A 16,979-nucleotide genomic window follows, 5' to 3' on the forward strand; every position below is an offset into this window, starting at 1 on the left:
ATTGGAACAGGAGGTAAGACATTTTTATGTTTTACCGACTAAAAAAGAAAGAAACACGAATCTTTATTAAGTAAAGAGTACGAATAAAATAGAATAGATTAAAGATCTGGCGACAAGCTGGAAAAGGGCGTATGGGGAATGCCTAGGCTCTCAGAGGCGATGAAGGACGTGATAAGCTGCGAAAAGCTACGGGGATCGGCACACACGATATGATCCGTAGATATCCGAATGGGGCAACCCAGCATATTGAAGATATGTTATCCAGTAATGGAAGTAAACCCGGGGAACTGAAACATCTAAGTACCCGGAGGAGGAGAAAACAAAAGTGATTCCGATAGTAGCGGCGAGCGAAATTGGATTAGTCCAAACCGTACATGTTCCGGCATGTGCGGGGTTGTAGGACCACGACATTCGAGATGTAATGAACTAGAACGCTTTGGAAATAGCGACCATAGAGGGTGATAGTCCCGTATAGGTAAAGAGCATTAAGATAGTGGTATCCTGAGTAGTGCGGGGCACGTGAAACCCTGTATGAATCCGGCGGGACCATCCGCCAAGACTAAATACTCCTGAGAGACCGATAGTGAACCAGTACCGTGAGGGAAAGGTGAAAAGAACCGTGAATAACGGAGTGAAATAGATCCTGAAACCATACGCTTACAAGCGGTCGGAGCCCATATGGGTGACGGCGTGCCTTTTGCATAATGAGCCTACGAGTTACTTTTACTAGCAAGGTTAAGGACTTCAGGTCCGGAGCCGTAGCGAAAGCGAGTCTTAATAGGGCGCCATAGTTAGTAGTAGTAGACGCGAAACCGTGCGATCTACCCATGGGCAGGTTGAAGCTGTGGTAACACATAGTGGAGGACCGAACCCGTTGACGTTGAAAAGTCTTGGGATGACCTGTGGGTAGGGGTGAAAGGCCAATCAAGCTCGGAAATAGCTCGTACTCCCCGAAATGCATTTAGGTGCAGCGTGTAGATAGTTTTATAGAGGTAGAGCTACTGATTGGATGCGGGGGCTTCACCGCCTACCAATTCCTGACAAACTCCGAATGCTATAAAATGTTTCTGCGCAGTGAGGGCATGGGTGCTAAGGTCCATGTCCGAGAGGGAAAGAACCCAGATCACCAGCTAAGGTCCCAAAGTATATACTAAGTTGATATAACGCGGTGGAACTGCATTGACAGCCAGGATGTTGGCTTGGAAGCAGCCATTCATTTAAAGAGTGCGTAACAGCTCACTGGTCGAGCGGTTCCGCATGGATAATAATCGGGCATAAGTATATCACCGAAGCTGTGACTTCATATTTATATGAGGGGTAGGGGAGCATTGTAATTGCGTCGAAGGTGTACCTGCGAGGGATGCTGGAGCGATTACAAACGAAAATGTAGGCATAAGTAACGATAATGCGGGCGAGAAACCCGCACGCCGAAAGACCAAGGTTTCCCCAGCTATGCTAATCAGCTGGGGGTCAGTCGGGACCTAACGCGAACCCGAAGGGGATAGTGGATGGACAACAGATTAATATTTCTGTACCTGCTCACGCTAAAAGTGACGGAGGCGAGAAGTTGGTGCGTACAGACGGAATTGTACGTTGAAGGGAGCGGTAACGCCCCGATAGTACACCGAGACCACGGTCAAGGTGATAATCCAGCATATCGACTTCCAAGAAAAGCAAGTGAAGCAGCCCGTACCGTAAACCGACACAGGTGGTTGGGATGAGTATTCTAAGGCGCTCGAGAGATTCATGGCTAAGGAACTAGGCAAAATAGACCCGTAACTTCGGGAGAAGGGTCGCCCCCTTATGGGGGGCCGCAGTGAAGAGGTCCAGGCGACTGTTTATCAAAAACACAGGGCTCTGCAAAATCGAAAGATGAAGTATAGGGCCTGACACCTGCCCGGTGCTGGAAGGTTAAGAGGAGATGTCATTCCTTCGGGGAGAAGCATTGAATTGAAGCCCCAGTAAACGGCGGCCGTAACTATAACGGTCCTAAGGTAGCGAAATTCCTTGTCGGGTAAGTTCCGACCTGCACGAATGGTGCAACGATCTGGACACTGTCTCGGCCATGAGCTCGGTGAAATTGTAGTATCGGTGAAGATGCCGGTTACCCGCAGTGGGACGAAAAGACCCCGTGCACCTTTACTATAGCTTCGTATTGACCTTGGTCAAGCAATGTGTAGGATAGCTGGGAGACTTTGAAGCTGCATCGCTAGGTGTGGTGGAGTCATTGTTGAAATACCAGCCTTTGCTTGTCCGGGGCCTAACTCTCGATGAGAGAACAGTGCGTGGTGGGTAGTTTGACTGGGGTGGTCGCCTCCAAAAGAGTAACGGAGGCTTCTAAAGGTGCCCTCAATACGGTTGGCAATCGTGTGTAGAGTGCAATGGCACAAGGGCGCTTGACTGAGAGACATACAGGTCGATCAGGTTGGAAACAAGAGCATAGTGATCCGGTGGTTCCGCATGGAAGGGCCATCGCTCAAAGGATAAAAGGTACGCCGGGGATAACAGGCTGATCTCCCCCAAGAGCTCATATCGACGGGGGGGTTTGGCACCTCGATGTCGGCTCGTCACATCCTGGGGCTGGAGAAGGTCCCAAGGGTTGGGCTGTTCGCCCATTAAAGTGGCACGCGAGCTGGGTTCAGAACGTCGTGAGACAGTTCGGTCTCTATCTACTGCGGGCGTTAGAAATTTGAGTGGATCTGACTCTAGTACGAGAGGACCGAGTTGGACTGACCGCTGGTGCACCAGTTGTTCCGCCAGGAGCATCGCTGGGTAGCTATGTCGGGATTGGATAAGCGCTGAAAGCATATAAGCGCGAAACCAGCCACAAGATGAGATTTCTTTAAAGGGCCGTGGGAGATGACCACGTTGATAGGCTATAGGTAGAAGGGCAGTAATGTCCGTAGCCGAGTAGTACTAATTGCCCGTCAGGCTTGCGCATACGTACGTCCCTTCTTTAGGGAAGGGGCGGACGACGATCTTTACTTCTTTCTTTTTATTACGAAAAATACTTAATACTATAAGTGCTTCTTTCCTTTATAGGATCCTGTTCCATTCATGTCAACGATATTGCGGCGAAGGCCGCGGTCGGTAATATCCGATCTAAAACTTAGGTGGCCATGGCGACGGGGCCCACCCCTTACCATTCCGAACAGGGAAGTTAAGACCGTTTGCGCCGATGGTACTGCTATATCAAGTGGGAGAGTAGGTAGCCGCCTTTTTCGAAAGCCCTTTACAGTAATGTAAAGGGCTTTTTTTATACCATAAATCCAAGAAAAGGGGTGATGTTCTAATCCCTCTGTTACAAAAGGTAATAGAAATACGAACATCACTACTACTACTACTACTACTACTACTACTACTTTAAACTAGAAATTAATTGATAGGGTTAACATTGTTAGAAGGATTGCTATTCTACAAACCTTTGGAGTAGGTTAATAACTTAGATAGGACTATATATAAGTATTTGTTTAGTTGGTTTAAATGAATGACGAATTTGTTTAAATTCAATTTATTAGTTTATCATCTTTCTTGAATATAAGTATACACATTCAGTTATTTAATAGGGTAAACAAAGCTAAACAGGAAAAGAACTGTTGATTTGTGATGTTACCTAGTTCTTGTTACAAATAAGAAAGCCCCAACTAAATGAATAGTTGGGGCTTTCTTAATAATATTTAAAGGAGTACTATACTCTTGGTAAATCACCGTCACCTTTGAGAGGTAAAGCAGTTTCGCCCATCAAGTATTTGTCTACATGATGCGCAGCTTGTCTACCTTCGGATATAGCCCAAACAATTAAAGATTGACCTCTTCTTTGGTCGCCAGCAGCAAATACACCTGCTACATTAGTTTTATAATCATTTTCAGATGCTTTGATATTTGTTCTAGCATCCATTTCTAAACCTAATTGGCTTGCAACAGTATTTTCAGAACCTGTAAAACCTAAAGCTAATAAAGCTAATTCACATTTCCATTCCTTTTCTGTACCAGGAACTTCTTTGAGTTGTGGACGTTGCCCAGTTGTTTTAATCCATTCTACCTCTGAAGTTATCAATCCTGTTAAATTTCCATTGGCGTCACCAATAAATTTCTTGGTAGATATACTAAAGAAACGTTCAGCTCCTTCTTTATGTGAAGAACTTGTTCTTAGTCTCATTGGCCAAAATGGCCAAGGTTGACCTTCTGGTCTTTCAGCTGTAGCCATAGGCATAATTTCGAAATTGGATACAGAAGTAGCCCCATGACGAAAAGAAGTCCCGATACAGTCTGATCCTGTATCACCTCCACCTATAACAACTACATTTTTACCTGTAGCTTTAATTTCTTCTCCTAATTCTTTTATACCGTCAACACGCTTATTATTTTGACCTAGAAAATCCATTGCTTGAACGACACCTTTTAAATCTGAACCTTCAATAGGTAAATTTCTTCTGATGGTAGCGCCACCGGTTAATACGATTGCATCATACTCTTCTTTAAGAGTATCTGCTTTAATATCTATCCCTATATTAACTCCGCATTTGAATGTTATACCTTCTTCTTTGAGAACATCTAAACGTCTATCGATTACGTTTTTCTCCATTTTGAAATCTGGAATACCATAACGCATTAATCCGCCAGGTTTTTCATCACGTTCAAAAACGGTAACATCATGGCCTGCTCTATTCAATTGTTGCGCAGTTGCAAGACCTGCAGGTCCTGAACCTACTACTGCAACTTTTTTACCTGTTTTATTCAAAGGTAGCTTAGCAGTAATCCATCCTTTCTTAAAAGCAGTTTCAACAATATTTTTCTCAATATTTTCAATTGTTACAGGGTCTTCATTAATACCAAGTACACAAGCTTCTTCGCATGGTGCTGGGCATAATCTTCCTGTAAATTCTGGAAAATTGTTTGTTGAATGTAAAATTTCACTCGCTTTTTCCCATTTAGAGCGGTATACTGCATCGTTGAAATCAGGAATTAAATTTCCTAATGGGCAACCACTATGGCAAAAAGGTATGCCACAATCCATACAACGCGCACCTTGCTCTTTCATTTCCTTTTCAGGTAATGGTATTGTAAACTCTTTATAATCTTTTAAACGTTCCTCAACCGGTTCGTATGCTTCAATTTTTCTATCGAATTCCAAAAATCCTGTTATCTTTCCCATATTCCGATCTTAAATAGTTTGTAAATTTTCTTCCTCTAATCTAATTAAAGCTTGTCTGTATTCTTCAGGTAAGACCTTAACGAATTTAGGTAAATATGATTCCCAGTTTTCTAAAATACGTTGTGCTAATGGACTTGATGTAGAGTTATAATGGCTTTCAATTAATTCTTTTAATTGCTCGATATCATTAGCTTCAGTGACTTCTAAAAGGTTAAGCCCTTCTGTACTGCATCTCTTTTTGAAAGTTTTGTTACTATCTAATACGAATGCGATACCGCCGCTCATACCTGCACCAAAGTTTCTTCCAACTTCACCAAGAATTACAGCAACACCACCTGTCATATATTCACAACCGTGATCACCAATACCTTCTACTACAGCTTTCGCTCCAGAATTACGAACACAAAAACGTTCCCCGGCTTTTCCGTTAATATAGGCTCTACCAGCAGTAGCTCCATATAGCGTAACGTTACCGGTAATTACATTGTCTTCTGGTACTATCGTTGATTTCTCAGGAACTTTTATAACTAGTTTGGCACCTGAAAGTCCTTTTCCTAAATAATCATTAGTGTTTCCATTAACAATCATTGTAAGTCCTCTTGTCGCAAATGCTCCAAAACTTTGTCCTGCAGACCCTGTGAAATTAAGGCGTAGTGTATTTATCGGTAAGCCTTCTGCACCATAAGTTTTAGATATTTCATTACTGATGATTGCACCAACGGCACGATCAGTATTGCAAATTGGGTAATCTAAAATTAATTTCTCTTTTCTAAATAATGACGGATTAGCTTTTGCAATAATGTCAAACTCTATTGATTTGTCTATATCGTGCTTTTGCTTTTCTGTGTTGTAGAATTTAGTTCCTTTAGGTACATCTACTTGATGTAAAATAGGAGTTAAATCAATTCCAGCTGCTTTATAGTGATCAATAGCTTTCTTACGATCTAGTTTTTGAACCTGACCAACCATTTCATTGATGGTCTTAAAGCCTAATTGCGCCATAATTTCACGTAACTCTTGTGCTACGAAATACATGTAGTTTACAACATGTTCTGGCTTACCGTTGAATTTCTTTCTTAACTCAGGGTTTTGAGTTGCAATCCCTACTGGGCAAGTGTTTAAATGACATACACGCATCATTATACAACCTGAAGCTACAAGTGGTGCGGTAGCGAAACCGAATTCTTCGGCGCCTAATAGGCAAGCTATTGCAACGTCTCTACCAGTTTTTAACTGTCCGTCACATTCAAGAACAATTCTATTTCTTAAGTCATTTAATACTAGTGTTTGTTGTGCTTCGGCAATACCAAGTTCCCATGGTAAACCACAATGCTTCAATGAGGTTAAAGGAGAAGCTCCTGTGCCGCCATCAAATCCTGATACTAATATTACATCGGCTTTTGCTTTAGCAACACCAGCTGCAACGGTACCTACACCAACTTCAGAAACCAATTTTACATTAATTCTAGCTTTTCTATTAGCAGATTTTAAATCATAAATAAGCTGAGATAAATCTTCAATAGAATAAATATCATGATGCGGTGGTGGAGAAATTAACCCTACATACGGCGTAGAATTTCTTGTTTTTGCAATTTCAGGATTTACTTTCGGTCCTGGTAATTGACCACCCTCACCTGGTTTGGCACCTTGTGCCATTTTTATTTGAATTTCTTTAGCGTTGGTCAAGTAGTTAGAAGTAACACCAAATCTACCTGATGCAACTTGCTTAATAGCACTGTTTCTCCAGTCTCCAGTAGAATTTTTATAGAATCTGTTTTCATCTTCTCCACCTTCGCCCGAGTTGCTTTTGCCACCAATACGGTTCATTGCAATTGCTAAATTCTCATGAGCTTCTTTACTGATGGATCCATAAGACATGGCGCCAGTTTTAAACCTTTTTACAATTTCTGTCCATGGTTCAACATCTTCTAAAGGAATTGGATCATAATTAGAGAATTCAAAAAGACCTCTAATCGTCATTAGGTTTTTAGATTGCTCATTAACCATACTCGAGTACTCCTTGTAAGTGTCTGGCTCATTATTACGAACAGACTTTTGAAGTTTTGCGATAGATAGTGGATTGAACATGTGTTTCTCACCATCTCTTCTCCATCTATATTCTCCACCAATTTCTAAATCTAAATTAGCATCAATATGTTTTTTGCTAAATGTTTTATGATGACGTAACGCAATCTCTTTTTCAATTTGATAAAGACCAATACCTTGAATACGTGTTGGTGTATTTGGAAAATATTTATCAACCACCGTAGTATTGATGCCAATACATTCAAAAAGTTGAGATCCACGGTAAGAGTTTAATGTTGAAATGCCAATTTTGTTCATCACTTTTAAGATGCCTTTTCCGACAGCCTTATTGTAATTTTTTATAGCATCGTCAAATGATATTTCTGTAATATCATGTTCCTCTATTTGTTCTGCAATAATTTCATTAACTAGGTATGGATTAATAGCACTTGCGCCGAAGCCAAATAATAAGGCGAAATGATGTACTTCGCGTGGCTCTGCAGATTCTATTATAACACTTAGCTTAGAGCGTTTGCCAAGTTTCTGTAATCCACTATTTACAAATGAACAGGCCAAAAGTGCTGGAATAGGAGCCATTTCTTCTGTAACATTTCTATCTGAAAGTATAATAATGTTTGCTCCCTCATCTACCGATTTAGATGCTTGATCTAACAGTGCCTGTAAAGCATCTTCCAATCCGTTATGTCCTTGTTTGATAGAGTACAACATCGGAATAGAGACTACTTTGTAATCTGGACTTACATCGTAATTTTTAATTTTATCCAAATCCTCTTTAGAAATTACAGGATTTTGAATTTTAAGTTTTCTGCAGTGTAATTCTGTAAACTCGAATATATTATGGTCACTACCTAAAGTTAAACTGATATCTGTAATCAATTCTTCACGAATACCATCTAAAGGTGGGTTCGTTACTTGAGCGAATAACTGCTTAAAGTAGTTGTAAATTAATTGAGGTCGTTGAGATAAAACAGCAATTGGCGTATCTGAGCCCATTGAGCCAATTGGTTCTTTACCTGCTTTCGCCATAGGAAGAACTATAGTGTTGATATCTTCTAATGTATAGCCAAATACAGATTTTCTTTTCTCTAAAGTTTCTTCACCCAAAAATAAAGGACAATCATTATAAGGAATGTCTTTTAAATGAACTAGGTTTTTATTTAGCCATTTCTCGTAAGGGAATTTTTGAGCGATGTTTTCTTTAATTTCTTCATCGTTTATAATTCTACCTTCTTCCATGTTCACCAAGAACATTTTACCTGGTTGTAATCTTCCATGAAAATCTACATTTTCAGGAGTGATATCAACAACTCCGGTTTCCGAAGACATAACTACATAGTCATCTTTTGTAACCGTATATCTTGAAGGTCTTAGTCCGTTTCTATCTAAAACAGCACCAATAAAGTTTCCATCTGTAAAAGGTATAGATGCTGGTCCATCCCAAGGTTCCATCATACAAGAATGATACTCGTAAAATGCTCTCTTAGCTTCAGACATTTCTGCATTTTTCTCCCATGCTTCAGGTACTAAGATCATCATTACCTCTGGTAATGATCTACCCGTCATCAATAATAATTCAACAACCATATCCATGGTAGCAGAATCTGATTTTCCAGGTAAAATTACAGGAAGTATGTTTTTTATTTCATCACCGAAAGCATCGCTCTTCAATAATTCTTCTCTAGAAAACATGCGAGTAACATTACCTCTTAGGGTGTTAATTTCACCGTTGTGGCACATGTATCTAAAAGGCTGCGCCAAATCCCAAGTAGGGAAAGTATTTGTTGAGAATCGTTGGTGTACCAATGCTAATCTAGTTACCACTCTAGAATCCATTAAGTCTGAGTAGTACAGGCTAATGTCTAATGGCATTAGTAAACCTTTGAAGATAATTATCTTGGTAGATAAGCTAGGTACATAAAAGAACTTGCTTTCAGATAATTTTGATTTTATAATCGTATGCTCAGTTACTTTTCTTGCAATAAAAAGCTTCAGATTAAAATCAAAGTAATTTTGATCTTCGCTCTCTTTAGCAACGAATATTTGTTTTACAAAAGGTTCTGTTTCAGCAGCGATTCTACCCGGTATGGATCTGTTGACTGGTACATCTCTCCATCCTAATAGTTTTAAGCCTTGCTTTTTTATATTTTCCTCAAAAACCGAGATACAGAAATCACGTTGGTTCTCTTTACGAGGAAAAAAGATATTACCAACAGCATAATCGCCAGCCTTAGGTAACTCGAAGCTACAAACAGCCTGAAAAAAATCATGAGGTATATCTATTAAAATACCAGCCCCATCTCCTGTCTTACCATCGGCGCTTACTGCCCCTCTGTGCTCTAAACGTTCAAGTATTTCTAACGCTTTATGTATAATGTCGTTAGATTTTTTTCCTTTAAGGCTACAAATAAATCCAGCCCCACAGTTATCATGTTCAAATTCCGGTAGATATAATCCTTGCTTCTTCAGTGTCATCCTTTGTGGTATTTCTTCAAAAATATCAATTTAATTGAATTATATTCAATGGTTAGAACTAATTCAAGTAAAAAATTCAACGAAATAAATAAAAGCTTAAAAAATCGATAATTATGGATTTTTAAAACCTTCAATTTATCAGATTGATAAATTTAAGTTAATATTACTTAAATGTAGGGTAGACTAAGGGGGTAAATTACAGTTTATGCAACTTTCTAACAATTGAGTCTAACTTTATTGAGAGGGTAACAAAGTTTAAGATGACTATAAATGAAAAGACCCCTATAATTCATAGGGGTCTTTTTTAAAAAGATATATTTTTACTTCAAAATACTTCTAGAAATCACGATTTTTTGTATTTCAGAGGTGCCTTCATATATCTGAGTTATTTTGGCATCTCTCATTAATCGTTCAACGTGGTAGTCTTTTACAAAACCGTTTCCACCATGAATTTGTACGGCTTCAACCGTAGTTTCCATAGCAACTTTTGATGCGTATAGTTTTGCCATAGCACCAGAAAGATCATAATCATTACCATTATCCTTATCCATTGCAGATTGATAAACTAGTAATCGTGCTGCTTGAATTTCGGTATGCATATCGGCAAGTTTAAATGCGATAGCTTGGTGGTTGCTAATTTCAGTACCGAAAGCCTTACGTTCTTTAGAATATTTTAGAGCTAGTTCGTAAGCACCTGCAGCAATACCTAATGCTTGTGCAGCAATGCCTATACGACCGCCTGCCAAAGTTTTCATTGCAAATTTAAAGCCGAAGCCATCTTCACCGATTCTATTTTCTTTTGGCACTTTTACATCGTTAAATATTAACGAATGGGTGTCGCTACCTCTAATACCTAATTTATTTTCTTTAGGACCAATTTCAAATCCGGGAGCACCTTTCTCAATGATCAAAGCATTTATGCCTCTGTGCTTTTTGTCTTTATCGGTTTGTGCAATTACAATATATGTACTTGCAGAGCTACCGTTGGTAATCCAGTTTTTAGTGCCGTTTACAATATAATGGTCGCCCATGTCTATTGCAGTAGTTTTTTGAGATGTAGCATCACTACCAGCTTCTGGTTCAGAAAGGCAAAATGCACCTATTTGCTCACCTGTAGAAAGTTTGGTAAGATATTTTTCCTTTTGAGCTTCAGAACCAAATTTTTCTAAACCCCAACATACTAAAGAATTATTTACTGACATGACAACTGAAGTAGAAGCGTCAATTTTAGAAATTTCTTCCATGGCTATTACATAAGATAATGTATCAAGACCGCTTCCGCCATACTTCGGATCTACCATCATTCCTAGAAATCCAAGTTCTCCCAATTTTTTAATTTCCTCTGTAGGGAATCTTTGGGCATCATCACGTTCAATTACTTCTGCTAACAGTTCAGTTTCAGCAAAATCACGTGCAGCTTGTTGTATAAGTTTTTGTTCTTCATTTAATGAAAAATCCATCTAATTGTATATAAAGGTTAACATATCAAAGATAAAGATATAGTAGTTAAATATTACACTTAAACACCTCCTTTTGACCGATTTTGTAACAATCGTAACTTCGTAATATGCCATCAGTTCATATTTAACATTTTCTTATGCGTTAAAATATGGTCAGCAAAAACTTGTTAATTTTATAATAGTATCGATTTAAGTATTTGGAAGTCAAATAACTTCGGTATTATTGTTAATTCATTAGGAATTCACAGACAATTTTAAATATATTTGGAAGATTTATTTTTTAGAATTAGAACCTATATTTACAACTACTAACTAGTTACTCAAAAAACCAACTAATATGGAAACCATCATTGTTATTGTTTTTTTGGCAGGATACCTTGCCATTACTTTAGAGCACAATCTTAAAATAGATAAATTAATTCCGGCATTAGCTATGATGGCTATACTTTGGGCACTGATTGCTCTTGGTATAGATGGCTATGAAAACTGGTTTGATTCTGCTCATCAAAGTCTTGTTGAAGGATTTGATAAATTTGGTCATTTGGATCGAATGCACATGATGGAGGAATCTCTTTTGCATCATTTAGGAAAAACTGCTGAAATCTTATTTTTCTTGTTAGGAGCAATGACTATTGTAGAAATAATTGATTATTTCGATGGTTTTGCAACTATAAAAGGTTTTATTAAAACAAAGGAGAAGGGAAAATTACTTTGGTTATTTTCAATATTAGCATTCATATTATCAGCTATAATAGATAACCTTACAGCTACTATTGTTTTAATTACTATACTTCAAAAGGTTATTAAGGATAGAGAAACAAAATTATGGTTTGCTGGTATGATCGTTATTACCGCAAACGCAGGTGGTGCTTGGTCGCCTATTGGTGATGTTACCACTACCATGTTGTGGATTGCTAATAGAGTAAGTGCTGGTCAACTTGTTCTTCACGTACTTTTACCTTCATTGGTATGTATGATTGTACCTGTTGTTATTGCAAGTAGATTTAAAGTATTTAAAGGTTTAATTGATGGGGAATTAGAAGAAGAGAAATCTAAGTCTAAGTATAGTGGGGTAATGTTGTATTTAGGTCTAGGTGCTATTTTGTTCGTTCCTATTTTTAAAACAGTTACACATTTACCACCTTATGTAGGTATGATGTTATCATTGGCTGTTGTAGCGACTTTCGCTGAAATATATAGTAATAAGAAATTTAGCATTTCTTCAGTAGATCAAGAAGGTCAAGATAGTGAAGGTCACCATAGTCCTGTTCACCATTCTTTATCTAAAATAGAATTGCCTAGTATATTGTTCTTCTTAGGAATTTTATTGGCGGTAGCTGCTATGGAGTCATTAGGAATACTTTTTAATGCTGCAGGTGCACTTAATGAGGCAATACCTAATACTGATGTTGTAGTGTTATTATTTGGTTTAGGTTCGGCGGTTATTGATAACGTACCATTGGTTGCTGCAAGTATGGGAATGTTTAGCGAACCTTTAGATAATCCGTTATGGCATTTTATCGCTTATTCTGCTGGTACAGGTGGTAGTATGTTGATAATTGGTTCTGCTGCAGGTGTTGTTGCAATGGGTATGGAGAAAATTGATTTTTTCTGGTATCTTAAAAATATTGCATGGTTGGCATTTGCAGGTTTTATTAGTGGGGCTGTTGTTTTTATCCTATTAAGAGATTTTGTACTTAACGTATAATTTAATTCGCAATTCATCGTTATAAAGGCAAATTCAATACTTAAAGAATACTATGTTATTATTCCAGGATTTGGCTCAAGATGCGAGCGAAGAATTATTGTCTGAAGAGAAAACTCTTTCGGTTATAGATTTAGTTTTTAATGGTGGTACAGGTAGTGTCATTATTATATCGGTGTTGTTCATAATGTTGGGCGTAGCTCTATATATCTATTTTGAACGTTTGCTAGCTGTAAATGCGGCATCTAAAATAGATAAGAACTTTATGAATCAAATTCGTGACTATGTTACTACGGGTAATTTAGATGCTGCAAAGCTTCTATGTGCACAAACCGATTCACCAGTAGCTAGATTGACCGAAAAAGGTGTATCGAGAATTGGTAAACCATTAGACGATATAAATACGGCAATTGAAAATGCTGGTACTTTAGAGGTCTATAAGCTAGAAAAAAATGTAAGTATACTTGCGACAGTAGCAGGTGCTGCGCCAATGATTGGTTTCTTGGGTACCGTTATTGGTATGATACTTGCTTTTCATGAAATGGCCAGTAGTGGCGGTCAAGCAGAGATGGGGTCTTTGGCATCTGGTATTTATACAGCAATGACAACAACAGTTGCAGGTCTTATAGTAGGTATTATTGCTTATGTTGGGTATAACCATTTAGTGAATAGAACTGATAAAGTAGTTCATAAAATGGAGGCTAATGCAGTTGATTTTCTAGATCTATTAAACGAACCTCTTTAATTTTATATTATGAAATTAAAAGGAAGAAATAAAGTCAGTCCAGACTTTAGCATGTCTTCAATGACAGATATCGTATTCTTGTTATTGGTATTTTTCATGCTAACCGCAAATTCACCGAACGCTTTAGATCTATTACTTCCTAAAGCAAAAGGGAAATCTACAAATACTCAGAATGTATCTGTAAGTATAGATAAGAACCTGCAATACTTCGTTAATGATGAACGTATTAATGGGGAGTATATAGAGATAGAGTTGAAAAAAGCTTTAGCTGGTCAAGACAGTCCTACTATCATACTTAGAACAGAAGAAAGTGTTGCGATTAAAGAAGCTGTATATGTTATGGACATCGCAAATAGAAATAATTATAAGGTTATTTTGGCAGTACGCCCGAACTAAATGGCATTTTTAGATACGAAACATAAAAAGAAATCATTGACACTTACCACATTGTTGTTAAGTGCGCTGCTGTTGGTTTTATTTTATATCGGTCTAAATTATATGGATCCACCAGAAGAAAACGGGATCTCCGTCAATTTTGGTACTATGGAATTTGGTAGCGGTAAAGTACAACCAAAAGAAAAGATACAGTCAGAGCCTTTAGATACTCCTCCTGTTGAGCCAACTATACAAGAAGTTGCAGAAACTGTTGAAGAGCCTGTAGAAGAAGTCGAAGAAGCTGCTGCCGAGAAAGAGGCGCCTGCAGAAAAGTTATTGACTCAAGATAATGAGGAGGCTATAAAAATCGATCAGGCAAAAGAAGCTAAAAGAAAGGCTGATGAAGCAGCTGCAGATGCTAAAAGAAAAGCAGAAGCAGCAGAGAATAAGAAAAAGGCTGAAGCAGCAAAAATTGCTAAGCAAAAGAAAGATGCTGAAGACAAGGCGCGCCAAGAGCAAGAAGCTAAAAAGAAAGCTTTAGATGCAATGATGGGTGGTCTTAATAAGTCTGACGGTACAGCATCTGGTAGCGAAGGAGATGATAACAAGGCAGGAGATAAAGGTCAGCCAGACGGTGATCCATATGCAACTAGTTATTATGGAAGTCCTGGTAGTGGCAGTGGAACTGGTGGTTATGGCTTAAATGGTCGATCATTAGTTAACAAAGGACAGGTGCAACAAGAATGTAACGAGTCTGGTAGGGTAGTGGTCAAGATTGTTGTAGATCGCAATGGTAAAGTAATAAGTGCCGAGCCAGGGGTAAGAGGTACAACCAATAATAATCCATGTTTGTTAGAGCCAGCCAAGAAAACCGCGTTCATGCATAAATGGAATTTAGATAGCAATGCTCCAAATCAACAAGTTGGTTTTGTAGTTGTGAACTTCAAATTAGGAGAGTGACCTATAAAGAAACATTAGATTGGATGTTTGCACAACTTCCAATGTATCAGAATAAAGGTAAGAGTGCCTTTAATTCAAAACTTGATGGCATTACGTTATTCGCCAATCATTTAAACAACCCTCACACACAGTTTAAGAGTATACATGTAGCCGGTACCAATGGTAAAGGTTCAAGTAGCCATCTATTGGCTTCAGTTCTTCAAGAAGCTGGTTATAAAGTCGGTTTATATACTTCGCCACATTTAAAAGATTTTAGAGAACGTATTCGTATTAATGGAAATAAGGTCGCTAAGCATTGGGTGGTAGATTTTATTCAAGAGAATCAAGCATATTTTACTGAAAACAAGCTATCGTTTTTTGAAATGACGGTTGGTATGGCATTTTCATGTTTTGCCCAAGAAAAGGTTGATATAGCAATTATTGAAGTGGGGCTGGGCGGTAGGCTCGATTCTACCAATATTATTAAGCCAGAGGTAAGCTTAATAACAAATATAGGTTTAGACCATGTTGATATGCTCGGCGATACTATTGCTAAAATTGCAAGAGAGAAAGCAGGAATTATAAAATCGGGGGTTCCAGTTGTTATTAGTGAGTATAGTAAAGAAACAGCACCAGTCTTTAATTCAGTCGCAAAAGATAATAATGCTAAAATAATATTTGCCGAAAATGTAGATTTTCCTGAATATGAAATCGGGTTGTTAGGTTCTTATCAGAAGAAAAATATAAAAGGAGTACTTGCAACTTTGAATGCGTTGTCGGGTTTTGTAGTAACAGAAAGCAATATAGTTCAGGGGTTGCTACATGTGGTTGAAAATACGAAACTAATGGGGCGTTGGCAGCAAATTGGTTTAAATCCTACTATTATTTGTGATACAGCCCATAATAAAGAAGGTATCTCGCTTGTCATGGAACAAGTGAAAAAACAGAAATATAAAGAATTACATATCGTAATCGGCTTTGTAAAGGATAAGGATATTAGTAGTATAACATTCCTTTTTCCAAAAAATGCAACATATTATTACTGTAAGCCAAAAAATTTCAGGGGACTTGATGAAAAAGATTTAGAACGGGTGTTTTCTGAAGCAGGTTTTAAAGGTGATGTTTATAAGTCTGTAAATAAGGCTTTTAAAGCTGCAAAAAAACGAGCTAAAAAGAATGATTTCGTTTATGTCGGAGGTAGTAATTTTGTGGTAGCAGAAGTTCTTTAAATTTTTATTGATTTTTCTTTTGTGGAATGTAAAAGTATTATATATTTGCACTCCTTTTGGGGCTCTTAGCTCAGTTGGTTCAGAGCACCTGCCTTACAAGCAGGGGGTCACTGGTTCGAATCCAGTAGGGCCCACAGGTTAGAAGGCTTTCATGAAAATGGAAGCCTTTTTTTATTTTTATACCTTTCGTAGCATAGAATTTCTTCATTGCTTTTTTAACTTCATTTCACACTGCTACCGGTTCAGATTTTATTTTTATAGTATCCTTTCCTTATATAATATATTTCAAAATTATGGATACTCCATTTAACTTTTAATTGAATTCAGTAAGAGACTTAGTTGCCCTTATTTGTGTTCTGTAGAAAGGTAATTATTAAGCGTTTTACCTTTAAAAGTTCAAAGAACTATATTCCTGTGCAGAGGCATTTAATAAGCAATATGTTGCTTTTGGTATGCAAAAGTGATAACAATCATAAAATTTGCTACTCTTTTGTCGTAATTCTTAATCATCTATCAATGCTAATGACTATTAGGTATATTCTAATTGATGCGATCTTAATGAAACAGGGCGCTCGATCGCAATTTGCGTAATTGTGTTATGACGTGCCATTTATTGTCAATTGCGCAATATATGAAAGCTTAATTGTATAAAATCACAATAAAATAGCCTTCAAATCAGCAAAGTAATTTTTTTTAACAATATAATAACATATATTTGGTAAACCAGTTTGATGAACCAATTTGGTAAACCAGTTAAAAAATATGATTATGAAACAAGTAATAACTAAAATAAAAGAAATGAAACGCTAAGAGAATTGCATAAAAAAAAGGACGGGTGCTCGCCCATCCTTTT

At 37.8% G+C, this 16,979-nt stretch carries 8 protein-coding genes, 1 tRNA gene and 2 rRNA genes; 8 read left to right on the forward strand and 3 right to left on the reverse strand.

Features of this window, described 5'->3' with window-relative positions:
- Window positions 1-109: 109 nt before the first annotated feature.
- Window positions 110-2,941: ribosomal RNA gene (locus tag QSV08_RS20080) — 23S ribosomal RNA — on the forward strand.
- Window positions 2,942-3,109: 168 nt separating this feature from the next.
- A 5S ribosomal RNA gene (rrf, locus tag QSV08_RS20085) occupies window positions 3,110-3,221 on the forward strand.
- A 467-nt stretch (window positions 3,222-3,688) separates the two neighbouring features.
- On the opposite strand, the gene QSV08_RS20090 is transcribed toward rrf, so the two are convergent.
- The 3 genes from QSV08_RS20090 to QSV08_RS20100 all read right to left on the reverse strand — a co-directional run bounded on the left by QSV08_RS20090 (window position 3,689) and on the right by QSV08_RS20100 (window position 11,133).
- Window positions 3,689-5,155: a glutamate synthase subunit beta gene (locus QSV08_RS20090; RefSeq protein WP_324025472.1), complete on the reverse strand. Its 1,467-nt coding sequence runs from the start codon at window positions 5,153-5,155 to the stop codon at window positions 3,689-3,691.
- A gap of 9 nt (window positions 5,156-5,164) precedes the next feature.
- Window positions 5,165-9,673, reverse strand: coding sequence for a glutamate synthase large subunit (gene gltB, locus QSV08_RS20095; protein WP_324025473.1), 4,509 nt, complete (start codon window positions 9,671-9,673; stop codon window positions 5,165-5,167).
- Window positions 9,674-9,993: 320 nt separating this feature from the next.
- Window positions 9,994-11,133 carry an acyl-CoA dehydrogenase gene (locus QSV08_RS20100; RefSeq protein ID WP_324025474.1) on the reverse strand — a complete coding sequence of 380 codons (1,140 nt, stop codon included), beginning with the start codon at window positions 11,131-11,133 and terminating at the stop codon, window positions 9,994-9,996.
- Window positions 11,134-11,470: 337 nt separating this feature from the next.
- On the opposite strand from QSV08_RS20100, the gene nhaD reads away from it, so the two are divergent.
- The 6 genes from nhaD (at window position 11,471) to QSV08_RS20130 (ending at window position 16,260) form a co-directional block, all read left to right on the forward strand.
- A complete protein-coding gene (nhaD, locus tag QSV08_RS20105) occupies window positions 11,471-12,841 on the forward strand; it encodes a sodium:proton antiporter NhaD (RefSeq protein WP_324025475.1) in 1,371 nt (456 codons plus the stop codon).
- Between the two features lie 52 nt (window positions 12,842-12,893).
- On the forward strand, window positions 12,894-13,583 hold the full coding sequence (locus QSV08_RS20110; protein ID WP_324025476.1) for a MotA/TolQ/ExbB proton channel family protein: 690 nt from the start codon (window positions 12,894-12,896) through the stop codon (window positions 13,581-13,583).
- A gap of 9 nt (window positions 13,584-13,592) precedes the next feature.
- Window positions 13,593-13,979 carry an ExbD/TolR family protein gene (locus tag QSV08_RS20115; protein ID WP_073247166.1) on the forward strand — a complete coding sequence of 129 codons (387 nt, stop codon included), beginning with the start codon at window positions 13,593-13,595 and terminating at the stop codon, window positions 13,977-13,979.
- Window positions 13,980-14,918: an energy transducer TonB gene (locus tag QSV08_RS20120; protein WP_324025477.1), complete on the forward strand. Its 939-nt coding sequence runs from the start codon at window positions 13,980-13,982 to the stop codon at window positions 14,916-14,918.
- Window positions 14,915-16,126, forward strand: a complete 1,212-nt coding sequence (locus QSV08_RS20125) for a bifunctional folylpolyglutamate synthase/dihydrofolate synthase (RefSeq protein ID WP_324025478.1) — start codon at window positions 14,915-14,917, stop codon at window positions 16,124-16,126. The genes QSV08_RS20120 and QSV08_RS20125 overlap by 4 nt, the downstream gene beginning before the upstream one ends.
- 59 nt (window positions 16,127-16,185) lie before the next feature.
- Window positions 16,186-16,260 (forward strand) — tRNA-Val (locus tag QSV08_RS20130).
- The last annotated feature ends 719 nt before the right edge of the window (window positions 16,261-16,979 follow it).

The organism is Maribacter sp. BPC-D8 (genome assembly GCF_035207705.1).
In the GTDB taxonomy this organism is placed as follows: Bacteria; Bacteroidota; Bacteroidia; order Flavobacteriales; family Flavobacteriaceae; genus Maribacter.